This window comes from Halomonas sp. 11-S5 (assembly GCF_029889825.1).
Lineage (GTDB): Bacteria > Pseudomonadota > Gammaproteobacteria > Pseudomonadales > Halomonadaceae > Halomonas.
This window is the reverse complement of the sequence record NZ_JARANW010000010.1, coordinates 79,723-104,329: the sequence shown is the minus strand read 5'-3', so window position 1 is coordinate 104,329 and position 24,607 is coordinate 79,723. Positions and strand designations below refer to the sequence as shown.

Genomic DNA, 24,607 nt, shown 5'->3' with positions numbered 1-24,607 from the left:
ATCGATCTGATGAGGCGAATAGCCCGCTATTTAACGAATCAGATCGAATGAAGTTGGCCGAAAGACCGGTTCTCGCAGTAGATCAGCGTTAAGTCCGACAGGCTCCTAGACAGTCAGTTGTTACTTCATTCCTTCGAACAATCGAGGGTTGTAGATCTGAGTGACGGTTTCGACCAGCCGGATATTTCGAGCTTCAGGATGCAGCGGATTCACCACGGCCATTTCATCAAGGCCGCCAGCGGCGCAGCTGGGCACTTGGAAGATGAGATTCTTGTTCGCGGCGAGGAAATCGGAACCCAGGTGTTGTGTGCATGAAGGGTGGGGGAACTGATCCCAGCCCTCGGGCAGGTCCGACAGTTCTCCGGTTTCGATTGCCTTGGTGTCGACCTCGTAGATCCCGAGTACCATGTCTTTTGGCACCTGCCGGGGATTCAAGATGTAATTCCCCATTTCCAGCATGACGACCGATGCTGACAGACCGAAGTACAGCACGGGATGCCCGGCGCGATTCCAGCGTCCGCCGTCGCGGTAGCTGCCACCCTGACCGGACAGGTCATGTAGGTAACGTTCTTTCGTGATTCGGTATAGCTTCATTCAGCTGAACTCGCCGGACTCGATCTTTCCGAGCACATCTCGCACCATGTCTCGCCCGGCGAATGTATCGAACAGATCCACGGGCCGGGATCCGCCAAGCGCTCGCACCTCGCTGTGCAGCCACTCTTTAGCGATCTCCTGGTCGCCGAACACTCTAGCGGCCTCGACGTAGATCTTTAGCGTATCGAGGATTTCCTCAGTCTGAGCGCGCCCCAGGGCCTTCTTTTTGTACAGCCGATGCAGATTGCCCGAGTCGGTCTCCAGCAGCCTCACAAAGACATCCCTGTCACCCTTCAGGATATTCACCGCCTTTTGCAGCATACGGCCCGACAGACCTTCCCTGACGGCCCTGATAAAGGCCACTTGGTTGGTGTACACCTCTCGGGGCAGGCCGATATCAGCCAGCATGCGGGTACCGGCGTTGTCGCTATCCTGCTCGATGATATCCATTGCTACCTCCTCGTCCGATTCGGCATATCGCCAGCGGACTGTATGACAGTGCTCAGCATGCGTCAAATTGACGTCATATGCACATCATTATGACCCCGTCTCTCCATCTCCCCTGATCTACCCGATCTTTCCTAGCCCTCCCCATACCTCCAACAACCCCGCCATGCCATCAACCCGCCTCATTCATGAGGGTGACACCGAGCTTCTGACCATCTTCGATACCACGGCGGGCAATTCGGGCACGAATGTGCCGGATGCGACAGGTCCGGCGGCAACGTCGTGCATCCTAGACCTTGTCTGCATGCAGCGTGCGTGGACGTTGCCGTAGCGTCCACGCCGTCCCGCCAGGGGCAGACGGCATCCAGCTTCACGCGCTGAGTCGGTACCTGGCGGCAGCGACGCTCTTTTGCCTTGGTGTCGAGAGGCGCTAGCCTGCTCGGCACCCAGCTGACCCTGGCGGTGCGCGACGGCCGCCCGGTACTCGGCACCTGGCAGGGGCTCTGGCTGGGGGAGCATCGGGACCACGGCGGCTCTCGACGGCTGATCGCCACCCTCAACGGGGCCTGATCCACCAGGCGCCGTGCCGTCAGGTTTCCTGGACTCGCCTTCTGTTCACTAGTGCGGCGAGGGGAGGGGGCGACCCGGATCAGCAAGTGAAGCAGGCGGCCGGATGAGCCGACTGGCGTCAGGGGCAGGTGTCGCCAATCATCATTTCGGTGGTCATGACCCTGGACTCGGCAGGTTCCATCCCGAGGATCATGCGCGCGGCGATGCGGCCCTTCTCGGTGCTGTCCTGGCGGATGGTGGTCAGCCGGGGAGCACGATACTGCCCCTCGGCGATGCCGTCGAAGCCGGTCAGCCGCAGGTCCTCGGGGATACGCAGGCCGCGCTGCTCGGCGAGTGTCACCACGGTCAGGGCGATGCGGTCGGACATGCACAGCAGCAGGTCGGGGCGTTCGGCGTCCGGCAGGTCGAGGATCGCCTCGATCACCGGGGTGCAGACCTCGAAGGTGTTCTCCTCGATGTTCCACATCGGTACCTCGGCCGGCTCGATGCCGGCCTCGGCGAAGGCTCGCTGGAAGCCGGCGAGGCGGGCCCGGGTGATGGTGCGCTCGGCCGAGAGCAGCGCCTGGTCGTCGCCGATGCGACCGTTGCAGGGCTGCTCGGTCAGCCGCAGGTTGATCACCGCAGGACGTCGTGTTGGCACCTTCAACGCGTGGCGGGCGATGGCGTAGCACGCCGGCTCGTTGTCGACGTGCACCGTGGCGTGGTCCTCGATATCGAAGTCCACCGCCACCAGGGGGCGCTCGGGGGGGAGGTCGGAGAACAGCTTCAGGCTCGGCATCAGGCCATAGATGATGAAGCCGTCGGCAATGCTCGAGGCGCCGGGGACGCTGGCGGCGTTCTGGCGCCCCGAGAGCAGCAGCAGGGTGTGGCCGCGGGTGTCGAGTACCTCGGCGATGCCCGAGAGCAGCTCGCTGGAGACCGCATCGTTGAGGCTGTAGGTCAGGCTCTCGGCGAGGATCACGGCGATGATCCGCGAACGGCCCGTGCGCAGGCTGCGGGCCCTGGCGTCGGGGCCGCTGTAGCCCAGGCGCCGGGCCTCGGTGAGGATATGCTCGCGCAGCTTCGGCGAGAGCTGGTCGGGCCGGTTGAAGGCGTTGGAGACGGTGGCGGTGGAGACGCCGAGCTCGCGGGCCAGGTCCTTGAGGGTCATGCGACGGGGCAGAGGCACTTGGCGGCTGACTCCATTACGGTCAGGGTGGACTGGAACGATTTAGTTAGCAGCCTAGCATGGCCCGGCAGGGTCAGGGTAGCCACCCGAGGCGCGCCCCGGGCGGCCGTTCTAGAACGTCGGCTCGCGGCGCCGTCAGGCCGCGCGCCGGCCCGAGGCGATCTCCAGGGTCCGGTCCTCGGAGTCGAACAGGTGCACATGCTCGAGCTCCGGCACCAGGGAGACCCGCTGGCCGATCTCCCAGCGGCTGGGTGCCTCGCTGCGGTGGATCAGCAGGGTGTCGCCGGCCCTGGGCTCGAGGTAGACGTAGACCTCGTTGCCCAGGTACTCGACGTTGACGATCTCGAAGCTGTTGTCGCCGTCGGCCTCGGCCAGGCGCAGGTGCTCGGGGCGCACCCCCATCGACAGCTCGGCACCGGCGGGCTGGCCGCTGGCGTCCTGGGGCAGGGCCAGCTCGCCGAGGCCCGGGGCCCGGACCCGGCAGCCCTCCGCGTTGCCGCCGAGCAGCTCGGCCGGCATGAAGTTCATGGTCGGTGAGCCGATGAAGCCGGCGACGAACCTTGTCGCCGGCTGCTGGTAGAGGGTCTGGGGGCTGCCGACCTGCTCGATGCGGCCGTCGCGCAGCACCACGATCTTGTCGGCCAGGGTCATCGCTTCCACCTGGTCGTGGGTGACGTAGATCATGGTGGAGCCCAGGCGGTGGTGCAGACGGGCGATCTCGTTGCGCATCTGCACGCGCAGCGAGGCGTCGAGGTTGGAGAGCGGCTCGTCGAACAGCAGGATGCGCGGCTCCCGGGCCATGGCGCGGCCCATGGCCACCCGCTGGCGCTGGCCGCCGGAGAGTTCCTTGGGCTTGCGATGCAGGAGCTCCTCGAGCTGCAGGATACGAGCCGTGGCCATCACGCGCTCATCGACGGTCTCGTTGGCCATCTTGGCCAGCTTGAGGCCGAAGGCCATGTTCTCGTAGACCGTCATGTGCGGGTATAGGGCGTAGGACTGGAACACCATGCCCACGCCGCGCTCGCGGGGCGGCAGGTCGTTGACCACGTCGTCGGCGATCCTGAGCTCGCCGTCGCTGATCGACTCCAGCCCGGCGATCAGGCGCAGTAGGGTCGATTTGCCGCAGCCCGAGGGGCCGACGAAGACCACGAACTCACCGTTGCCGACATGCAGGTCGACATCCTTGATGATATGGGTGCTGCCGAACGTCTTGTTGAGCTTTTCCAGGGTCACGCTTGCCATCTTGCGACTCCTAGCCGGCCTCGGGGCCGGCCCTTGTTGTGTGTTGTCAGTGGTCGAGGGCCAGGAAGGCCGCCTGATAGGGCGGCAGGGTCAGGGTGTCGCCATCGAGTGCCGAGACGAAGCCGTGCCCCTGAAGCGGGATGCCGGGCTGGGGCAGCATCGTGCTCAGGGTCCTGCCGCCGAGGTTGAAGAGGCACAGCAGGCGCTCCTGGGCGCTTTCGCGCACGAAGCCGAGCAACTCCTCGCCGACGTCGACCAGGGTGAGGTCGCCGTCGACCAGCACCGGATGCGCGGCGCGGAAGGCCAGCAGCGTGCGGGTGGCGGCGAGGGGCGAGCCGGGGTCGGCCTGCTGGTTTTCGACGGCCAGCGGCAGGTGGCGCTCCTCCACCGGCAGCCAGGGCTCCACGGGCGAGAAGCCGCCCTGCGGGGCCTGGCGCCAGGGCATCGGCGTTCGGCAGCCATCGCGGCCCTTGAACTCCGGCCACAGCACCTTGCCGTAGGGGTCCTGGATGCGCTCGAAGGGCACCTCGGCCTCGGGCAGGCCGAGCTCCTCGCCCTGGTAGAGGCAGACGCTGCCGCGCAGCGAGAAGAGCATGGCCAGCATCACCTTGGGGTAGGCCACGGGGTCTTCGTCGGCGCCCCAGCGGGAGGCGCTACGCTCCACGTCGTGGTTGGAGGTCGCCCAGCAGGGCCAGGCGTCGCCGGCCAGGTGCTGGAAGCGTTCGATCACCTCGCGGATATAGGCCGGCGAGTGGGGCGCATTGAGCAGGTCGAAGGTGTAGGCCATGTGCAGCTTGTCGCCGCCGGCGGTGTACTCCGCCATGCGCTCGAGCGGGTTGTCGTCGCCGATCTCGCCCACCGTGGTGGTGCCGGGGAACTCGTCCATCAGCGTGCGCAGCTCGCGCAGGAAGTTCAGGTTCTCCGGGCGGCTGATGTCGTGGACATGGCGCTGCCAGGTGTAGGGATTGGCATCCGGCGCGCCCAGGGTCTTGGGACTGCCCGCCGGCACCGGGGGGTTGTCGGTGAGTGCGGCGTCGTGGAAGTAGAAGTTGACCGTGTCCAGGCGGAAGCCGTCGACGCCGAGCTCCAGCCAGAAGCGCATGTTGTCCAGTTGTGCCTGTCGGACGTCCGGGTTATGGAAGTTGAGATCCGGCTGGCTGGTCAGGAAGTTGTGCAAATAGTACTGGCGGCGGCGCGAATCGAAGGTCCAGGCCGGCCCGCCGAAGATCGACAGCCAGTTGTTGGGTGGCGTGCCGTCGGGTTTGGGGTCCGCCCAGACATACCAGTCGGCCTTGGCGTTGGTGCGATCGGCGCGGCTCTCCTGGAACCAGGGATGCTGGTCCGAGGAGTGGCTGATCACCTGGTCGATCATTACCTTCAGGCCCAGCGCGTGGGCCTTCGCCAGCAGGGCCCTGAAATCCTCCAGGGTGCCGAACATCGGGTCGACGTCGCGGTAGTCGCTGACGTCGTAGCCGAAGTCGAGCATCGGCGAGGTGAAGAAGGGCGACAGCCAGATGCCGTCCACGTTCAGGCCGGCGACATAGTCCAGCGTCTCGGTGATGCCCGCCAGGTCGCCGATGCCGTCCGCGTTGCTGTCCATGAAGCTGCGCGGGTAGATCTGGTAGATGACACCGCCGCGCCACCAGGTCAGGTTGTCTTGCATCTTGGGTTCCTTGGATGTCATGAGGTCAGCCCTTGACCGCACCGGCGGTGAGCCCCGAGACGATGCGCTTCTGGAAGATCATCACCAGGATCACCAGCGGCACGGTGACGGTCACCGAGGCGGCCATGATCGGTCCCCAGGGCAGCTCGTGCTGGCTGCCGCCGGAGATCAGGGCGATCGCCACCGGCACGGTGCGCTGGTCGTCGGTGAGGGTGAAGGTCAGGGCGAAGAGGAATTCGTTCCAGGCGGCGATGAAGGCCAGCAGGCCGGTGGTCGCCATGGCTGGCCACATCAGCGGCAGGAATACCTTGGTGATGGTCACCCAGGGGGTGGCGCCGTCCATGATCGCCGCCTCTTCCAGCTCCATGGGCAGCTGCTTCATGAAGGTGGTCAGCACCCAGACGGTAAAGGGCAGGGTGAAGATGGTGTAGCTCAGTATCAGCCCGGCCGGGTTGTTGTAGAGGCCGAGCCCGCGGATCACCTCGAAGAGCCCCGAGAGCACCGCCACCTGGGGGAACATCGAGACCCCGAGGATCACCAGCATCACCGTGGTCCGGCCGCGGAAGCGGACCCGGCCCAGCGCATAGGAGGCGGTGATGCCGAGCAGCAGGGCGATGAAGACCACGGAGAGCGAGACGATGATGGAGTTGAAGATGGCGCGCACGAAGCTCTTCTGGGTGAAGATCTGCACGTAGTTGCCGAAGTCCACCGTCGACAGCCAGAAGTCGACCCGGAACAGGTCGCCGGAGGGCTTCAGCGAGGTGATCACCGCGTAGTAGAAGGGGAAGATCGCGTAGACCATCACCACGGCGATCAGGGTATAGAACCCGACCCGCTTGGCGAGCTTGATCAGCTGATACTGGTTCATTGGTCGACTCCCAGTTGGCGGCGGCCCAGGTAGAGGTAGATCACCACGGCCAGGGCGATGATCAGGAACAGCATCGTCGAGGCGGCGCTGCCGTAGCCGACGTCCTGGAACTCGACCAGCTGTTGGCGGGCGTAGATCGACATGGTCATGGTGCTGGTGGAGTTGGAGGTCAGCACGTAGATCACGTCGAACACCCGCAGGGCATCGAGCAGGCGGAAGATCACCGCCACCAGCAGGGCCGGGGTGATCAGCGGCAGGGTCACGCGGAAGAACACCTTGACCGGGTGGATGCCGTCGACCTCGGCGGCTTCGTAGCAGTCCTTGGGCAGCATCTGCAAGGCGGCCAGCACCAGCAGCGCGACGAAGGGGATGGTCTTCCAGACGTCGACCATGATCACCGCCCACATGGAGTAGCTGGCGCTGGCGGTCCAGGCGATGGGCGAGTCGATGATGCCGATCGCCATCAGCAGGTGGTTGATGATCCCGAACTGGTCATTGAGCATCCAGGCCCACATCTTGGCCGAGACGATGGTGGGGATGGCCCAGGGGATCAGCACCGCGGCGCGTACCAGCATGCGGCCCTTGAACTCGGCGTCGAGCAGCAGCGCGACGATGATGCCGAACACCACCTCCAGTGATACCGAGACGACGCTGAAGTAGAGGGTGTTCCACACCGATGTCCACCACACCGGGTCGGTCAGCAGGCCGTACCAGGCCCCATCCTCGAAGACCAGGTAGTTCTCGATACCGATGAAGGTGGCCCCGGCGGTATCCGACAGCGAGGCATCGGTGAAGCTGAAGTAGAAGGTGCGCAGCAGGGGCCAGCCGGCGACCAGCGCCAGTGCCACCAGCATGGGCAGGAGAAACAGCCAGGCGGCGCGGACCCGCTGGCGGCGTACCTTGGTGCCGCGATAGCCCGCCTGGGGGGAGCGCGAAGCAGAACGCACCGCCTGCGGGGTAGGCTCGGTTACGGGAGTCGACATGGGGACCTCCTGGGTTACCAGCGGCGGCGCTTGATGCGCGAGAGTTCGCTATCCACCTGGGAGACGGCCTCTGCGCCGCTCTGGTCACCGGAGAGCACCTGGTGCACGGCGTTGAAGAAGCTGTTGCTCACTCGGCCGTAGTTGTCGCCGGTGGGGGCGGAGGGGCGTGCCACGGCATTGGTGAAGGTGTCGTAAAGGGTGCCGAAGAAGGGCACGGCCGCCAGCACCTCCTCGTCCTCGTAGAGGGAGGCCAGGGTGGGATTGTAGGCGCCCTCGATGGCACGGCGCTTCTGCTCGGCCTCGCCGGTCAGGAAGGCCACCAGGTCGGCGGCGAGCTCCGGGTTCTCGGTGTAGCGGGACACGGCGAGGTTCCAGCCGCCCAGGGTGGCGGCGCTCTCCTTGCCCTCGGCGCTGGGCAGCTTGACCACGCCGACCTTGTCGCGCACGTTGCTGTCCTCGCTCTGGGCCAGCGACCAGGCATAGGGCCAGTTGCGCATGAACACCGCATTGCCGCTCTGGAAGATGCCGCGGGCCTCCTCCTCGGTGTAGTTCAAGGCGCCTTTCGGCGAGATGTTGCCGATCCAGCTGGCGGCGAGGTCAAGCGCCTCGGCGGCACGTTCGTTGTCGATGGTGATCTCGCCCTCGGCATCGACGATGGTGCCGCCACCGTAGCTGGCGATCCACTCCAGGGCGTTGCAGGTCAGGCCCTCGTAGGCGCGGCCCTGGAAGACGTAGCCCCACATCCGGTCATTGCCGGCCTCGCGCTCGGCGGCCTGAATTTCGGTGGCGATCTCGGTCAGCTCTTCCCAGGTCTCGGGGGCCTCGACGCCATGCTTCTCGAGCAGGTCTTTGCGGTAGTAGAGCACCCCGGCATCGGTGAACCAGGGCATCGCCACCAGGCGGCCGTCGATGGTGTTGTTGGCGACGATGGTCTCGAAGTGGCCCTCGGCGGCGTCCTCGCCGAGGGTCTCGCCGAGGTCGAGCAGGTGGTTGGCCAGCAGACCCGGCCACACCACGTCGATCTGCATCACGTCGATGTCGCTGGACTGCGCGGAAAGAATCTGCTGATAGAGCGACAGGCGCTCGGTGGAGGAGTTGGGCGTGGAGACGATATCGACCTCATGGCCGGTCTTCTCCTCCCACGCCTCGACGCCCTGCTTGCACAGGGTGAGCTCGGCGCCGACGGCGCCACAGGAGATGGTCAGGTCCGCCGCCTGGGCCTGGCTGCTGCCGGCGGCAGCGCCGGCCAGGGCGATGGCGGAGATCAGGGTCTTCTTGAACATGCTGGCTTCCTCGTCGCTTGTTGTTGTCGCTGTCAAGTTGTTGTCGCTGTCTTAGTGTGAGGGCCGATTGCGACATGTCACTCGTAGGTGCTGCCGCCGTTCGCTCTCTCACGACTTAAACGATTAAGATCGCGGCTGACACAGTTAGCCGGCGCTTAAGGCGGAGTTCAACCGCGACTTTGGTCGCACGTGTCGGGGGTCAGGCGACCTCGTGGCCGCGGGCCGCCTCCAGCAGGGTGTACCAGTCACGGCGCGACAGGGAGAGCTGGGCCTCGTCGCGCAGGGTCGTGATCCGTGCCGGGTCGAGGGTGCCGATCACCGGCACTGGCGAACCCGGCAGGCGGCGCAGCCAGGCCAGGGCAACGCCGGCGGGACTGACACCATGGCGGTCGGCGAGACGTCCCAGGGCCTGGCCGGCGGCACCCTGGAACAGGCTGCCGCCATCCAGGGGCGACCAGGCCAGGGGCGAGAGGCCGTCCCGGCGCAGGGCATCGAAGTCGCCGTCGAACAGTGGCGCCGACCGGGTGAGGGAGAGCTGCAGCTGGTGGTGGGTCAGCGGATGGGGCAGTGCCGCCTGCAGGCGGCGCCACTGTTCGGGCAGGAAGTTGGAGACACCCAGCGCGGCGACCTTGCCGGCCCGGACGGCATCGTCCAGCACCCGGGCGGTGGCCTCGGCCTCCATCAGCGGGTCGGGACGATGGATCAGGAAGAGGTCCAGCCGCTCGACCCCGAGTCGCCCCAGGGCCCGGTCGATGGCGCCGGCAAGCCACACCGGCGAGCTGTCGTAGTGCTTGGTATCGCCGGGTGCCATCAGGATGCCGGCCTTGGTGACCACCCTCACCCGGGCGGCGAGGCCCGGCCGGCGGCGCAGGGCCTCACCGAACAGCCGCTCGTTGTGGCCGTCGCCGCCATAGATGTCGGCATGGTCGAACCAGTCGAGCCCCTGGTCGAGGCGCGCCTCGAGCCAGTCGGCCAGCCGCTCGGGCGCCTGCAGTTCGGGGCGCTCATGCAGGCGCATCATGCCCAGCATCAGGGAGAGGGGAGAGTGTCCGGGTGTCATCGCGTGTCCTCGTCTTGGTGTCGATGGGGCAGGGTATGTCATGGCAAGGATTGATTTGTAGTTTTATTACCTTAAAGGCACCGAGTTCCTGCCCGATTCTTAGACATTGGTCGTAATATTACAAAATACTTTTTGTGGCCGCGGCCTGAATCGATTAAGTTCCGGCAGGTATTTCGCGCCGGGGTGACGCTCCGGCCCCGGGGGACTCCCCACCCTTCGTGATGACCATCCGTCGCGACAACAACAAAGGACGAGAACGACAATGCACACTGTCACGCTCAAGAAGCCCCTCGCCATCGCCATCGCTTCCGCCAGCCTGGGCCTCGCCGGGATGGCCGGTGCCGACACCCACTCCCTCGAGGAGCGCCTCGCCGACCTGGAAGCGCGCATCGCCGCCGCCGAGCAGCGGGCCGATGCCGCCGAACAGCGCGCCAAGCTGGCCGAGCAGCAGGCCGAGGGTCGCCTGTCACAGGATGAGGTCGAGGAGCGCCTGGCCAGGGTCGAGCGCCAGGCCAGCGGCGAGGAGGGCTTCTCCTTCAACGTCTACGCCCGCTCGGGCCTGCTGATCGGCGAGGATGGCAAGAGCGAGGAGGGCGGCCCCTACGTTACCCCGGCCGGCTCCCTGGGCGGGGCTGTCGGACGCCTGGGCAACGAGCCGGACACCTACGCCGAGGCCGTCTTCAACTACAAGATGCGCTTCGATAATGGGGCCAAGGCCCATTATCGGACGATGATCGCCGACGGCACGACCACCAGCAACGACTGGACCGCCGCGGAGTCCAACCTCAACGTGCGCCAGGTCTATGCCGAGTTCAGCGACCTGCCGAGCTTTACCGGTGCCTTCGAGAACGCCTCCATCTGGGCCGGCAAGCGCTTCGACCGTGACAATTTCGATATCCACTGGCTCGACAGCGATATCGTCTTCCTCTCCGGCACCGGGGCGGGGATCTACGACATGCAGCTGGCCGACAGCTGGAAGTCCAACTTCTCGCTCTACGGCCGCAGCTTCAGCGACTTCCCCGTGACACGCGAGTCGCCGGGGGATGACAGCGGCGACACCGACAACCTGATCCTGACCTCCAACAACTACTTCGGCAACTGGCAGTGGATGGTCAACGGCATGTCCGCCGCCGACAACGAGGAGCGCGATATCGGCCAAGGCCAGGAGGCCGCCGAGTCCGGTTTCCATACCATGGTGGCCTACCATGGCGACAGCTTCTTCGGCCTTGGCGAGGGCAACTTCAAGGCTGCCGTGCTGCACGGTCAGGGCCTGGGGGCCGAGGTCAAGGGCATCGGTGCGCGCGGTGACCTGACCGAGGATGCCACCGCGACCCGTCTGGCCCTCTATGGCACCACCTATGTGGCCCCCAAGTGGCGGGTGGCCCCGGCGATCCTCGCCGAGACCAGCGAGGACCGCTATGTCGACGGCGACCAGTACGACTGGGCGACCCTCAACGTGCGCCTGGCCAACGAGCTGACCCAGAACTTTGAGATGCAGTACGAGGCCAGCTACCAGTGGATGGACCTCGACCCACAGGGCCTCGACGGTCGCACTGCCGTCGAGGGGGACTACACCAAGCTGACTATCGCCCCGACCTTCAAGCCCCAGGTGGGCGGCTTCTGGCAGCGGCCGGAGATCCGCCTGTTCGCCTCCTGGAGCGATTGGGACGAGGAGCTGAATGGTTATATCTTGAACGATGCTACCGACGATAACGGTAACGATATCTCGGACTCATTTGGTCAGCCTGACTTTACCGGCAGCCAGTGGACCTTCGGCGTGCAGACCGAAGTCTGGTTCTGATGGCAAGGGCCCGGCGCCGGCCGGGCCCTGCCTGCTGTTTCGATGCTTGCCCGCGGCGTGATGGCCGCGGGCTTTTCTCGTCTGCCGCCCGGGCAGTCATACTGGGTAACGTGCCCATCATCTTCCCTGCGGGAGTCTCCCATGCCGCTGATCCAGGAAAAGCTCGCCGCTCCCCCGCTGCCGTCCACCCTGGTAGCCCGCCCGCGCCTCAACGACCACTTCATCCTCGACGAGCGCATTCGGCTGCTGGTGGTGCAGGCGCCACCGGGCTACGGCAAGAGCACCCTGCTGGCCGAGCGGCTGCCGGCCCTGGAACAGTCTGCTGCCTGGCTGCGCCTGGATGGGCGCGATGACGCGCCCGACCGCTTCGCCGGCTATTTCCGTGCCGCCCTGGCGCGGCTGTGCCGCGAGCTGGGACTCGAGGTGGGGCTGGCCGAGGGCGGCGCCCTGATCGACGGGGTGGAGGCCTGGCTCACCGCCCTGCCGGACAGCGCCCTCCCGGGACGCCTGGTGATCGACGAGTTCGAGCATGTCCGCCATCCGGAGATCCTCGAGGCGCTTGGCTACTGGCTGCGCCACCAGCCGGGCTGGCTGACCCTGACCCTGGTCTCGCGCACTCGCCCGGCCCTGGGCCTGCCGGCGCTGCGTCTGCGTGGTGAACTGGAGGAAGTCGGCCACGATGAACTGGCCTTCGACCTCGAGGAGGCCCAGACGCTGTGCACCGAGCAGCTCAGCTTTCCGCCCACCCGGGTCAGCCTGGAGCAGGCGCTGCGCCGCACCGAAGGCTGGGTGATGGCACTGGACTGGCTGATCCAGCGCACCACCACCCGGGCCGGCTTCGACAGCTTGCTGGAACGCCTGGGCGGCAGCCACCCCGACTTCGTCGCCTGGTTCGACGATCTGCTGGAGACCTGTCTCGACGAACCCGACCGCCGGCTGCTGTTGCAGCTCGGCGTGCTGGAGCGCTTCTCTCCGACGCTGGTGGCGCGCCTGCTGGAGGGAGAGCGAGTTTCCCAGCGGCTCGAGGCCCTGGAGGGGGCCGGCCTGTTCCTGGAGCGCTGCGACCCTCACGAGCAGTGGTTTCGTTTCCAGCCGCTGTTTGCCGGTTACCTGCGCTATCGCCGCCACGCGCTGAGCCTGGCGTCCCAGCGTCAGCTGCATCGCTGTGCCAGCCAGGCCTGGCTGGCGCTGGGCGATCCCGCCCTGGCCCTGGCCCAGGCCATCGAGGCCGATGATCCCGAGGGGCTCATCACGCTGGTGGAGGCCCAGGGCCCCCAACTGCTCGCCCATGGCCACTTTGCGCTGCTGGCGCGGGCCCTGGCGACGCTCGGTGAGACATGCCTGTGCGCTTCGCCGCAACTGACGCTGCTGCATGGCTGGGTGTCCCACGCCCAGTTCCAGTTCGACCGCACCGCCCAGGCCATTGGCTGGATCGAGGCCCAGCTCGAGGAGCCTGCCTGGCAGGAGCTGGCCGCCGAGTTCGCCACCCTGCGCGCCCAGCTGGCGATCAACCAGGGCGACGCCGAACGGGCCGCGCCGCTGGCCGAGCAGGCGCTGACCCAACCCGCCCGCTACCTGGCCGCCACGCCGGTGTCGGCCGGTGCGATCCTCTGCGAGGCACGCTTCGTCCAGGGCCGACTCGAGGAGTCGCTGGCGCGGATCCACGAGGTGGAACGTGAGGCGAAGCGCATCGGTGATGACCAGCTGATGCTGTGGGCGCTGTGCCACCATTCGGAGACGCTGGTCGCCCAGGGCCGGCTGCAAGCCGCCTATGACACCCAGGAGCGGGCCTTCGCGCATATCGAGCACAGCGGCCTCGACCGGCTACCGGTCGCCGAGTTCCTGTATCGCATCCGCAGCCAGCTGCTGTGGGAGTGGCACCGCCTGGACGAGGCCGAGCAGGCGGCCCTGGCCGGCATCGCCCTGCTCGACCGCCAGGGCGAGCGCTGGACCCTGCAGTGCCATGTGAGCCTGGCCAAGGTCGCCCAGGGCCGCGGCGACCAGGCGCAGTGTGCCGACCACATCCGCCGCATCCGCAAGATACTCGCCGACGGCGACTATCACATCGACTGGCGGGCCAATGCCCACGCCACCCTGCTGGCCTGGTGGCAGGCCAACGACGACCGCGATGCCGTGGCCCGCTGGCTGCAGGAGGCGCCGCCCGCCGAGCCCGACACCGCCAGCAACCACTTCGCCCAGGCCAACGTACGCAATCACGCCCGGGCCCTGATGCTGCTCGGCCGGCCCGACGAAGCCCGAGGGCTGCTGGAGGCCCTGGAGACCCAGGCCGCGCGTTTCGGCCTGGTCACCGACGCCAATCGCAACCGGCTGTGCCTGGCACTCCTGGAGTGGCAGTACGGCCATGAGCCGGCGGCACTGGATCACCTGGCCGCGGCCATGGGGCTGGCCTCGCGAACGGCGCTCACCGGCAGCTTCCTGCGCCTGGGTCAGCCGCTGTCCGCCATGCTCACCCGCCTGCTCGAGACCCATGAACTAGACGAGCTGGCCCGGCGTCGCGCCGAGCGGTTGCTCGAGCTGGCCGGCCGTCAGCGCGACTTCGGCCGTGCCGTGCGCCTGATGCTCGACGAGTCGGTGATCGCCGACATCGTCGCCCGCCCCGACGTGCCGGAGCTGATCCGCACCTCACCCCTGACCCGTCGCGAGTGGCAGATCCTGGGGCTGATCCATGCCGGACTCTCCAACGAGCAGATCGCCGAACAGCTGTCGGTGGCGCCGACCACCATCAAGACGCATATCCGCAGCCTCTATCAGAAGCAGGGTATCCGCCGCCGGGAGGAGGCCATCGCCCTGGCCGGCGATCTCCTCGCCCGTATCCAGGGGGAGTAGGAAGGCGCCTCCTCCCCCCGCCTACGCCTGTCGCCCAGCCCGCGGGAGGATTTCTCCCGCCGGCCCTGCCGCCACCATGAGCGTGACGCTTTTCCCGCGGTATCGGCCTGCCGATACCGCGATTCACGACAAGGACCCGGCACATGACCACAGACACTTCCCAGTACCTCGGCCGACAGGGCGCCGACTGGTGGCGCGGCGCGGTGATCTACCAGGTCTATCCGCGCAGCTTCATGGACGCGAGCGGCGACGGCATCGGCGACCTGCAGGGCGTGATCGACCGGCTCGACTACATCGCCTCGCTGAATGTCGACGCCATCTGGCTGTCGCCGTTCTTCACCTCGCCGATGCTCGATTTCGGCTATGACGTCAGTGACTATCGCGACGTCGACCCGATGTTCGGCACGCTCGAGGACTTCGACCGCCTGGTGGAGGCCGCCCATGCCCGCGGCCTCAAGGTCACCATCGACCAGGTGCTCTCCCACACCTCCGATGCGCATGCCTGGTTCCAGGAGAGCCGTAAAAGCCGCGACAACCCCAAGGCCGACTGGTACGTGTGGGCCGATCCCCGGCCCGATGGCGCCCCGCCCACCAACTGGCAGGCGATCTTCGGCGGCTCCGCCTGGCAGTGGGACACCCGGCGCTGCCAGTACTACCTGCACAACTTCCTGGTCGAGCAGCCGGACCTCAACTTCCGCAACCCCGAGGTGGTCGAGGCCATCCTCGGCGAGGTGCGCTTCTGGCTGGAGCGCGGCGTCGACGGCTTCCGCCTGGATGCGGTGAACTTCTGCACCCATGGCGCACTCAAGGACAACCCGCCCCGGGAGGAGATCGCCGCGGGGTTCATCGGTGTACGCCCCGATAACCCCTATGGCTACCAGCAACATATCCACGACAAGACCCAGCCGGAGAATCTGGCCTTCCTCGAGCGGCTGCGTGCGCTGCTCGACGAGTACCCCGGCACCACCAGCGTCGGTGAGGTCGGCGACGACGACTCCCTGGGGGTGATGGCCGAGTACACGCAGGGGGGCAAGCGCCTGCACATGTGCTACTCCTTCAACCTGCTCACCGAGCAGGCCGACCCGCACTACCTGCACGCCACCCTGGCCGAGATGGAGGCCCGCATCGGCGATGGCTGGCCGTGCTGGGCGCTGGGCAACCACGACGTCACCCGCCTGGCCAGCCGCTGGAACGCCGAAGGCAACGCAGCGGCGTTACGCCTTTACCTGGCCTTCCTGCTCACCCAGCGCGGCAGCGTCTGCCTCTACCAGGGCGAGGAACTGGGCCTGACCGAGGCCGAACTGAGCTTCGAGCAACTGGTCGACCCCGCCGGCATCACCTTCTGGCCGGCCTACAAGGGCCGCGACGGCTGCCGCACCCCCATGCCGTGGCAGGCCGACGCCCGCCATGGGGGCTTCTCCAGGTCCGAGCCCTGGCTGCCGGTGCCCGACGAGCACCTGGGGCTGGCCGTGGACCAGCAGGAGCGGGACCCGGATTCGCTGCTCAACGCCACTCGCGCCTTCCTGGCCTTCCGTCGCCGCCAGCCGGCGCTGGTCAAGGGCGACATCGCCTACCATACGGTGCGTGACGAGGTGCTGTGTCTCGAGCGACGCCATCCGGCGAGCGCCCCCGGCCAGCGCCTGCTGGTGGCGCTGAACTTCGCCGGTGAACCCCGCGAACTGCCGGCCCCTCGCGCCGCGCGCGCCCTCGAGGAGGCCCCGGCGATGGTCAACGGCCAGTGGCAGGACGGCACGCTGCGGCTACCGGCCTATGGCATCGCCATCGCCCGCTGCACCACCGATTCGGAGGAAGCCTCATGGGACATCTGACACTGAGCGGCATCGGCAAGGACTACGACGGCGTCGAGATCTCGCGGGACATCGACCTGACCATCAACGACGGCGAGTTCGTGGTGTTCGTCGGCCCCTCGGGCTGCGGCAAGTCGACCCTGCTGCGCATGGTCGCCGGGCTCGAGGACATCACCCGCGGCGAGATGTGCCTGGATGGCGAACGGATCAACGAGATTCCGCCCCAGGAGCGTGACATCGGCATGGTCTTCCAGTCCTATGCCCTCTACCCGCATATGACGGTGGCCGAGAACATGGGATTCGGCCTCAAGCTCGCGCGCACCGACAAGGCCGAAACCCAGCGTCGTGTCGACCACGCCGCCGAGATCCTGCAGCTGACCAGGTTGCTCGAGCGCAAGCCCAAGGACCTCTCCGGCGGCCAGCGCCAGCGGGTGGCGATCGGCCGCACCCTGGTCAAGGAGCCGGCGGTGTTCCTGTTCGACGAGCCGCTGTCCAACCTCGATGCCTCGTTGCGGGTCGAGATGCGGGTGCAGATCGCCGAGCTGCACAAGCGGCTCAATGCCACCATGATCTACGTCACCCACGACCAGGTCGAGGCGATGACGCTCGCCGACCGCATCGTGCTGCTGTCGAGCGGGCGCATCGCCCAGGTCGGCGCGCCGCTGTCGCTCTACCATTTCCCGAACTCCCTCGAGGTTGCCGAGTTCATCGGCTCGCCGCGCATCAATACCCTGCCGGTGACGGTGGTCGACCCGGGGCCGCGACGCACCGGCGTGCGTCTGCCCTCCGGCGAGACGCTTTCCGTGGCGGTGGACGGGAGCGGCCTCAGGGCCGGTGACACCGCGACTCTGGGGATTCGCGCCGAGGACTTCGTCGCCCCCGAGCAGGGCGAGGCCCGGCTGACGGCCCGGTTGATGGTGGCCGAGAAGCTCGGCTACGAGACGCTTGCCCACCTGCAGGTCGAGGGTGCCGAGGGCACCGTGACGCAGCGCCTCGACGGCCTGGCCCACCTCGAGGAGCACCAGATCGTCGACCTGGACCTGGCCGGCGACCACTGCCACTTGTTCGGCCCCGACGGCCAGGCCTGCCCGCGTCGGGTAGAGATCCCCGGCATCGCCCACTGAGCGACAGTCAGCCCTGCCCACTCCCGCCCCGGTGCGCCTTGCGTCCGGGGCGTCTTGATTGCCATGGCCTCAGCCGCGGCATGAAAAAACCCCGGCGGATGCCGGGGAAGCGGGAGTCCCAGAAGGGACGAGGAAGTCCGGGCGGGGGCTCAGCCCTTCACGCCGCCGGCAGTGAGCCCGCCGGCGATCCAGCGCTGGCACAGCAGGAAGGCCAGGGTAATGGGCAGCCCTGAGAGCACCGCCGCGGCGGCGAAGTCACCCCAGCGCTGGTTGTGCTCGGCCAGGTACTGCTGGGCGCCCACCGCCAGGGTCAGCTTGTCCTCGTCGAGCAGCAGCACCGAGGCCATGGGGTACTCCATGATCGACATGATGAAGGCGAGGATGAACACCACCATCAGGATGGGCACCGAGAGCGGCAGCAGGATGTGCCGAAAGGCCTGCCAGGTGCTGGCGCCGTCGACCATCGCCGCCTCCTCCAGGGAGCCGTCGATGGACTCGAAGTAGCCCTTGATGGTCCAGATGTGCAGTGCCACCGCGCCCAGCGAGGCGAGGATCAGCGCGCCGTGGGTGTTGAGGCCCAGCCAGGGCACCAGCTGGCCGAGGCGATCGAACAGCGCGTAGAGCGCCACCAGCGAGAGCACCGCGGGGAACATCTGGAAGATCAGCATGCCCTTGAGGATGGGTGCCTTGCCCGAGAAGCGCATGCGCGCGAAGGCATAGGCGCTGGTGGTGGAGAGCGCGAGGATCATCAGCGACGACGCCACCGCCACCTTGATCGAGTTCCACAGCCACAGCATCACCGGGAAGGGCGGCTGGACGACGCTGCCGTCGGCACGCTCCCAGGGGATGCCGAAGGCCAGTGCCCAGTGCTCCAGCGAGAAGCGTTCGGGGATCAGGCTGCCGGTGGCGAAGTTGCCCTCGCGGAAGGAGATCGAGATCACCAGCAGCAGCGGGAACACCACCAGGCTGACGAAGCCCAGCAGGGCGAGATGGGCACCCAGCTTGCGGGCACGGATCGAACGGGGTTGAACCATGGCCATGAGACGACTTCTCCTTAGACTTTGACCTTGGACAGGCGCAGATTGAGCCACGACAGCCCGACCACCAGCAGGAAGATCAGCGTGGCGATGGCGGCCGCCAGACCGAATTGCTGGCCGGCATCCTGGAAGGCGATGCGGTAGGTGTAGCTGACCAGCAGGTCGGTGGTCCCCGCCGGGGTGCTGGCGCCGAGGATGTCCGGCTTGCCGCCGGTGAGCAGGGCGATCAGCACGAAGTTGTTGAAGTTGAAGGCGAAGGCCGCAATCAGCAGCGGCGTCAGCGGCTTCAGGATCAGCGGCAGGGTGATGCGCAGCATGTTGGTCAGCGACCCGCCGCCGTCCACCGCCGAGGCCTCGTAGAGATCGCGGGGAATCGACTGGATCAGCCCCATGCACAACAGCAGCATGTAGGGGTAGCCGAGCCAGGTGTTGACGATCAGCAGCATGCTGCGGGCCATTGCCGGGTCCGTGAACCAGGTGGGACTGATGCCGAACAGGTTCTCGAGGATCAGGTTTATCTCGCCGTGGTTCTGGTTGAACATGCCCTTGAAGATCAGGATCGAGATGAAGGCCGGCACCGCATAGGGGAGGATCAGCAGGGTGCGATAGAGGGCCTTGCCCTTGAGCTGATCCCACTGCAGCAGCGTGGCGAGCACGAAGCCCACCGCCAGGGTGAAGACCACCGTCAGGCCGGCGAAGACGAAGGTCCAGACGAAGATCTGCAGGAAGGGCCCGCGGATGTCCGGGTCGGTGAAGATCTTGGTGTAGTTGTCCAGCCCCACCGCGACCGGCCAGCCGGGGGTGAGGCGCTCACCGTCCTCGGTGACGAAGAAGCCGGTCTCCTGGTCGGGGGTCAGGGTGGTGCCGTCGCGCAGGTCGGTCAGGCTGCCGTCGGGGTTCGCTTCGAAGCGCGGCAGCATCGGCGCAAAGCTGCGCAGCCCTGCCATCTTGAGCTCGGTGCCCTCTGGCGTCACCAGGGTCAGGCGCTGCAGGCGATCACGCTGGGCGATGACCTCGCGGATGCCCAGCGCCTCGCCGGATGGGGCCGCCTGGGTCGGCTCGACCGCCAGGGGTTGCCCTTCCACGGCTTGGGCCAGGGGCTGGGACACCAGTTGCCTTACGCTCTCCCGGTCGCCGGCCCCCTTGGCGTCCAGATACAGGCGAGTCCGATTACCGTCACGGACCAGCTGGAAATCGAAGGCCTGGCCCTCGGCCTGGTAGGTCTGGCCGAGGAGCTGGGCACGCACCCGCTCTTCGCTGAGCAGGTTGCTCGAGCTGTAGTTGCTGAAGCTGATGCCGATGGTATAGACCAGCGGGAAGATCACGAACACACCCATCCCGGCCAGCGCCGGGAAGATATAGCGGTGGCTCATCAGCTGGCGCTTGCCGAAGACGATCGCCAGTGAGGCGCCCAGCACCAGGAACAGCAGCGAGAACATCCACTGGCCGCGCAGGTGGAAGGCCACCACCAGCCACAGGGTGGCGAGCACCAGCAGTGCTGTCAGGGCGCGCAGCGCCCAACGGGTATAGCGTTCGGCGGGGTAGCGGGATCGATGGCGCGGCAAGCCGCGCGAGGCGTTGGTCACAAACATGGGGTCACCTGCGGTCTGCCCCGGCCCGGCCGTGGTTCATGGCCGGCCAGGACGGGAAGGCTAGCGTTACTCGATGGCGGTGCGGATGCGCTCGGCGGCGGCGTCCAGCGCCGCCTGCGGTGACTGGCGGCCGCTGCCGATGTTCTGCAGCGCTGGTTCCATGGCCGACCAGAAAGCACCCATCTCGGGAATATTGGGCATCGGCGAGCCGAGCTCGGCGTTCTCCAGGGTGGCGGCGATCCGCGGGTCGGACTCCAGCTCCTGCTGATAGGCCTTGTGGGCCACGGCGCCCAGCGAACCGTCGTTGTTGAAGGTGCGCAGGCCCTCCTCTTCGAGCAGGTAGCTCTCGAGGAACTCGGTGGCCAGGAAGTCGTTGGGTGAAGCGGAGTTGATCATCGCCGCCATCACCCCGAACATCGGCTTGGCCCGCTCGTCACCGACCCGCGGCAAGAGGGCCACGCCGAAGTCGATACCGCTCTTCTCGAGGTTGCTCCAGGCCCAGGGGCCGCTGATCATGGCCGCCACCTCGCCCTGGTTGAAACGGGTATCCGTCACGCTGTAGTCGGTGCCCTCGGGCAGCACGCCACTGTCGATCAGTTCGCGCAGACGCTCGGCTCCCGCCACCGCGCCGGCATTGTTGACGCCGATGTCGCGGGTGTCGTAGCCGCTGTCGCTATGCTGGAACGAATAGCCGCCATTGGCGGCCAATAGGGGCCAGCTGAAGTAGGGCTCACCATAATTGAAGAGGATCGCTTTCTTGCCTTCCTTGGCCAGCTCCGCATCGAGCCTGGCGAGCTCGTCGAAGCTCTCGGGGGGCGTCTCCACCAGGGCCTTGTTGTAGATCAGGCCCAGCGACTCCACCGAGATGGGATAGCCGTAGGTCTCGCCGTTCCACTCGACGGCGTTCCAGGTGAAGTCGAAGTAGCGATCGCGGTAGGTGTCGGAGGGCGCAATGGACTTGAGCAGCCCGCTCTGGGCCCATTCCCCCATGCGGTCGTGGGCGAAGATCACGATGTCCGGCCCCTGGCCACTGCCGGCGGCCTGCTGGAAGCGGTTGGTCATGTCGTCGGGGTGGACGATGTCGATGGCGATGCCGGTGTCGGCCGTGAACCGCTCGGCCACCTCGCGGATGCCCTGGGGCCCCTTGTTGTCACCGATCCAGATGGTCAGGGTGTCGTCCTCGAAGGCCATGGCAGGCAAGGCGGCCCCGGCGCTCAGGGTGGCGGCCAGTAGCGGGGTGAGGAAGGCGTGGCGTCGTGTCATGGGTCGCGACCTCGTATTGTTGTGACGTCTCGGGTGGCCCCCGCCCCGGACGAGCGGCACGGGGAGCGATAACCCCTAGCCTCGTCAATCCGGCTGGTGGCGTCCTCCTCCCCGGGGGGCACAGGGGTGGCGTATGGCTGGGGCGTACCTCGCCACGGAACGTCGAGGCTCGAACGTCGAGGCTCGAACGAAAACGCCCGGCACGAGGCCGGGCGAATCGGGGTGGGAAGCGGGAGGAGTCGTCAGTCAGCGGCACCGTCGCCCTTGTCCTTGCGAACGTTGCCGCCCTTGTCCTGGCGGCCATGCCGGGAGAGCACCGCACGCATCTCCTCGATCTGCTCGTCGCTGAGGATCTCGGTGAGCACTTCCTGGTGCTCCTCGCGCAGTTCACGCATGGCCTCGCGACGCGCCTGGCGGGAGTCGACGTCGCGCTCGCGCAGCGCCTGCATGTCGGCGTAGATCGCCTCGCGGGCCTCGCGCAACGCCTCGCGATCGGCGTCGGAGAGTTCCCAGCTGTCGACCAGCTCGGTCAGGCGCTGCTGCATCGCCTCGCGTCGCTCGGCGCGCTGCTCCTCGCGCATTGCCTGACGGGCGGCCTCCAGCGCTTCGCGCTGCTCCTCGCCGAGGATCTCGTCCATGCGCTGGCGGTGCTCCTCGCGCAGTTCGCGGACCGCCTCGCGGTGCTCGCGACGGGCCTCCTCCAGGGCCCGGCGGGTCTCCTCGTCGAAGCCGGCACGATCGAAGAGGGCCTGTCGGCGTTGCTCGTGCTGTTGGCGATGTTCCTCGTTCCCGCCCTGGTGCCTGCCCTCGCCACCGGGAGCGGCGCTGGCGGAAAGCGCCAGGGGGGCGATGGCGATGGCGAGCAGGGCGGGAGCCAGCAGGGTACGGGTGAGTGAGCGGGTCATGGCGGTTCTCCTTGGGGGCCTCGTCGGGCCTCGGGTTGACGCTGCCAGTCTCGTCGCCGGGGGTGCAAGCGGCTTGCAGCGAGGGTGCAAAGGTCGTGCATCCGCCGGGGGCTCACTCCTCCGGCTGGTACTTGTAGCCAACGCCATAGACCGAGCGGATTACCTCGCGCTCGGGCCAGGTCTCGGCGATCTTGCGGCGTAGCTTCTTGACGTGGCTGTCGACGGTGCGCTCGGAGACGATGCGGTGGTCGCGGTACATGTGGTCCATCAGCTGCTCGCGGGTAAAGATGCGCCCGGGGGAGTGCATCATCACCTTCAGCAACTGGAACTCCACCGCGGTGAGGCCCAAATCGTGACCGTCGGCCAGGGCCCGCCAGCCCGCCTCGTCGAGGACCAGGTCGCTGCCCCCGGGGGCGGGCGAGGCAGCGGCCCGGCTGCGGCGCAGTACGGCCTTGGCACGGGCCACCACCTCGCGGGGGCTGAAGGGTTTGCAGATGTAGTCGTCGGCGCCCAGCTCCAGGCCCAGCAGGCGGTCGACCTCCTCGACCCGGGCGGTCAGCATGATGATCGCCATCGCCGGCCAGCGCTGGCGGATCTCCCGGCACAGGGTCAGGCCGTCGGTGCCCGGCAGCATCAGGTCGAGCAGCACCAGCTCCGGGCGCGTCCGGCAGGCTTCTAGCCAGGGCAACACGGCATCGCCATGCGCCAGGTGGTGGCTGGTGAAGCCGCTGCCCTGCAGGTAGTCGGCGACCAGGCGGGCGATCTTGGGTTCGTCCTCGACGATCAGGATCTGGTCCTGATCGGTGTCCGGGATGCTCATGCGGCGTTCTCCCTGAGCGGGTGGTCCTCGATGGCGGGAAAGGTCAGGGTCCAGCATAACCCGCCGAGCGGCGAGGGGGCGGCCTTCATGCGCGCGCCGTGGGCGCGGGCCAGGGCAATGGCGATCGAGAGTCCCAGGCCACTGCCGCCACTGGCGCGGTTACGCGATCCCTCGACCCGGTAGAGCCGCTCGGTGAGCCGCGGCAGTTCGGGCTCGGGCACGCCGGGGGCGCTGTCCTCCCAGGTTACCCGCACCTGCCCCTGGTGGGCTGCCAGGCGCACGCGCAGCCGCCCCGGGGCCGTGGTGTAGGCGCAGGTGTTGTCGATCAGGTTGTTCCACAGCTGGCGCAGGCGCAGGGTGTCGCCGCGGATCCAGGCCGGCCCCGCGATCTCGCACTCCAGGCGGATGCCGCTGTCGCCGAGCCAGCCGCTGGCCTCGTCGAGGCGCGCGGCGAGGCTCTCCGCCAGGTCCAGGGGCGCCAGCTGGACCTCCAGGGCGCCGGCATCGCTCTGGGAGAGCAGGCGGAGGTCGGCCACCAGGCGCTCCAGCTGGCCCACCTCCTGGGCCAGCGAGTGCAGGTTGTCCTGGTCCAGGGCGCGGATGCCGTCCTGCATGGCCTCTATCTCGCCACGCAGCACCGCCAGCGGCGTGCGAAGCTCGTGGGCGATATCGGAGACCCAGCGGCTGCGCGCCTCGCGACTGGCCTCCAGGGTGGCGGCCAGCACGTTGAAGTCGTGGGCGAGGCTCGACAGCTCATCGCGGCCGCGCTCCGCCAGGCGGGTGCTGTAGTCGCCCTCGGTGAGGCGCCGCGTGGCCCTGGCCATGCCGCGGGTGCGCCGCCCCAGCCACCAGGAGAGGCCACCGGCCAGCAGCAGCGAGGCCAGCCCGAGGGCGGCGACGATGATGCCCAGATTGCGCTGCTGGCGGGAGAGGAAGATGCGGTCCATGCGCGCCATCAGCTGCTGGGGCGGGCGGTAGCCGAGCATCCCGACCCGCTCGCCGGCGCTCTCGATCGGTAGCCAACGCAGCTCGGCCGCCTCCTGGTCGCTGTCCGGGGGCAGGCCGATCACCGGCAGGCCGGTTGCGTCGTGGAGCACGAAGTCCTTGGGGTCACCCAGGCGCCGCTCGATGCCCTCCGGTGGCGGCGTGTCGCCGGGCCACAGCTGGTGGCGTACCAGGCGGTGCCAGGCGCCGGGCGACTGGCGCAGCCACTGCCAGTCGCTACGGCCGGCCCACTCCTTGCCGAGCCCCTCGGCCAGAGTCTCGGCGCGGCGGGTCTGGGTCTGGTCCAGGTATTCGATGAAGCCCTGGTCGAGGCTGCGTGAGACCGCCAGGAACACCAGTCCGGAGATGGCCACGTTGACCACCAGGATGATCGCGAACAGCTTGATGCCGAGCCGCGAGACGGCCGGGCGGGGGAGGCGTGGTGAGTGCATGGACGGGCTCCAGGAGCGGGGGCCGGCGAGGGCATGACGTATTTTCACCGCTCGGCGTGCAGCCATCGGTCAGGTTCTGTGCAGGTAATGTGCAGC

At 67.4% G+C, this 24,607-nt stretch carries 19 protein-coding genes and 2 pseudogenes; 5 read left to right on the top strand and 16 right to left on the bottom strand.

The window, feature by feature from the left end; genetic code table 11:
* Positions 1-120: 120 nt before the first annotated feature.
* From OP497_RS09535 to OP497_RS09525, 3 genes and pseudogenes are all read right to left on the bottom strand, one after another.
* Positions 121-594, bottom strand: a complete 474-nt coding sequence (locus OP497_RS09535) for an RES family NAD+ phosphorylase (protein ID WP_280547968.1) — start codon at positions 592-594, stop codon at positions 121-123.
* Positions 595-1,044, bottom strand: coding sequence for an antitoxin Xre/MbcA/ParS toxin-binding domain-containing protein (locus tag OP497_RS09530; RefSeq protein ID WP_280547967.1), 450 nt, complete (start codon positions 1,042-1,044; stop codon positions 595-597).
* A 196-nt stretch (positions 1,045-1,240) separates the two neighbouring features.
* A pseudogene (locus OP497_RS09525) lies at positions 1,241-1,369 on the bottom strand (IS5/IS1182 family transposase); the annotation flags it as partial.
* 101 nt (positions 1,370-1,470) lie between these two features.
* Here OP497_RS09525 and OP497_RS09520 point away from each other — a divergent pair.
* A pseudogene (locus OP497_RS09520) lies at positions 1,471-1,611 on the top strand (YjbQ family protein); the annotation flags it as partial.
* A 118-nt stretch (positions 1,612-1,729) separates the two neighbouring features.
* On the opposite strand, the gene OP497_RS09515 reads toward OP497_RS09520, so the two are convergent.
* The 7 genes from OP497_RS09515 to OP497_RS09485 form a co-directional block, all read right to left on the bottom strand.
* Complete coding sequence (locus tag OP497_RS09515) at positions 1,730-2,779, bottom strand: LacI family DNA-binding transcriptional regulator (protein ID WP_280547966.1); 1,050 nt, start codon at positions 2,777-2,779, stop codon at positions 1,730-1,732.
* A 135-nt stretch (positions 2,780-2,914) separates the two neighbouring features.
* Positions 2,915-4,021, bottom strand: coding sequence for a sn-glycerol-3-phosphate ABC transporter ATP-binding protein UgpC (ugpC, locus tag OP497_RS09510; protein ID WP_280547965.1), 1,107 nt, complete (start codon positions 4,019-4,021; stop codon positions 2,915-2,917).
* Positions 4,022-4,067: 46 nt separating this feature from the next.
* Positions 4,068-5,684: an alpha glucosidase gene (locus OP497_RS09505; protein WP_280547964.1), complete on the bottom strand. Its 1,617-nt coding sequence runs from the start codon at positions 5,682-5,684 to the stop codon at positions 4,068-4,070.
* Between the two features lie 25 nt (positions 5,685-5,709).
* A complete protein-coding gene (locus OP497_RS09500; protein WP_280547963.1) occupies positions 5,710-6,552 on the bottom strand; it encodes a carbohydrate ABC transporter permease in 843 nt (280 codons plus the stop codon).
* Positions 6,549-7,535, bottom strand: coding sequence for a sugar ABC transporter permease (locus OP497_RS09495; protein ID WP_280547962.1), 987 nt, complete (start codon positions 7,533-7,535; stop codon positions 6,549-6,551). The genes OP497_RS09500 and OP497_RS09495 overlap by 4 nt, the downstream gene beginning before the upstream one ends.
* A gap of 14 nt (positions 7,536-7,549) precedes the next feature.
* Positions 7,550-8,818: an ABC transporter substrate-binding protein gene (locus OP497_RS09490; protein WP_280547961.1), complete on the bottom strand. Its 1,269-nt coding sequence runs from the start codon at positions 8,816-8,818 to the stop codon at positions 7,550-7,552.
* 199 nt (positions 8,819-9,017) lie between these two features.
* Entirely contained in the window at positions 9,018-9,878 is an 861-nt protein-coding gene (locus OP497_RS09485; RefSeq protein WP_280547960.1) for an aldo/keto reductase, read from the bottom strand.
* 262 nt (positions 9,879-10,140) lie between these two features.
* Here OP497_RS09485 and OP497_RS09480 point away from each other — a divergent pair, with 262 nt between their 5' ends.
* From OP497_RS09480 to ugpC (OP497_RS09465), 4 genes are all read left to right on the top strand, one after another.
* A complete protein-coding gene (locus tag OP497_RS09480; RefSeq protein ID WP_280547959.1) occupies positions 10,141-11,679 on the top strand; it encodes a carbohydrate porin in 1,539 nt (512 codons plus the stop codon).
* A gap of 141 nt (positions 11,680-11,820) precedes the next feature.
* Positions 11,821-14,526 (top strand): HTH-type transcriptional regulator MalT, encoded by a 2,706-nt coding sequence (gene malT, locus OP497_RS09475; RefSeq protein WP_280547958.1) that lies wholly within the window; start codon positions 11,821-11,823, stop codon positions 14,524-14,526.
* Between the two features lie 143 nt (positions 14,527-14,669).
* Positions 14,670-16,355, top strand: coding sequence for an alpha-amylase family glycosyl hydrolase (locus OP497_RS09470; protein ID WP_280547957.1), 1,686 nt, complete (start codon positions 14,670-14,672; stop codon positions 16,353-16,355).
* Positions 16,343-17,458, top strand: coding sequence for a sn-glycerol-3-phosphate ABC transporter ATP-binding protein UgpC (gene ugpC / locus OP497_RS09465; RefSeq protein WP_280547956.1), 1,116 nt, complete (start codon positions 16,343-16,345; stop codon positions 17,456-17,458). The genes OP497_RS09470 and ugpC (OP497_RS09465) overlap by 13 nt, the downstream gene beginning before the upstream one ends.
* Before the next feature lie 149 nt (positions 17,459-17,607).
* On the opposite strand, the gene malG is transcribed toward ugpC (OP497_RS09465), so the two are convergent.
* The 6 genes from malG to OP497_RS09435 form a co-directional block, all read right to left on the bottom strand.
* The gene (gene malG / locus OP497_RS09460; protein ID WP_280547955.1) at positions 17,608-18,498 is read right to left on the bottom strand and encodes a maltose ABC transporter permease MalG; all 891 of its coding nucleotides are present in this window, start codon (positions 18,496-18,498) and stop codon (positions 17,608-17,610) included.
* A 14-nt stretch (positions 18,499-18,512) separates the two neighbouring features.
* Positions 18,513-20,087: a maltose ABC transporter permease MalF gene (malF, locus tag OP497_RS09455; protein WP_280547954.1), complete on the bottom strand. Its 1,575-nt coding sequence runs from the start codon at positions 20,085-20,087 to the stop codon at positions 18,513-18,515.
* Between the two features lie 66 nt (positions 20,088-20,153).
* Positions 20,154-21,350: a maltose/maltodextrin ABC transporter substrate-binding protein MalE gene (malE, locus tag OP497_RS09450; protein WP_280547953.1), complete on the bottom strand. Its 1,197-nt coding sequence runs from the start codon at positions 21,348-21,350 to the stop codon at positions 20,154-20,156.
* Between the two features lie 242 nt (positions 21,351-21,592).
* Positions 21,593-22,255: a hypothetical protein gene (locus OP497_RS09445; RefSeq protein ID WP_280547952.1), complete on the bottom strand. Its 663-nt coding sequence runs from the start codon at positions 22,253-22,255 to the stop codon at positions 21,593-21,595.
* Between the two features lie 112 nt (positions 22,256-22,367).
* A complete protein-coding gene (locus OP497_RS09440; protein WP_280547951.1) occupies positions 22,368-23,075 on the bottom strand; it encodes a response regulator in 708 nt (235 codons plus the stop codon).
* Positions 23,072-24,511 carry an ATP-binding protein gene (locus OP497_RS09435; RefSeq protein ID WP_280547950.1) on the bottom strand — a complete coding sequence of 480 codons (1,440 nt, stop codon included), beginning with the start codon at positions 24,509-24,511 and terminating at the stop codon, positions 23,072-23,074. Before OP497_RS09435 ends, OP497_RS09440 begins: the two co-directional genes overlap by 4 nt.
* Between the last annotated feature and the right edge of the window lie 96 nt (positions 24,512-24,607).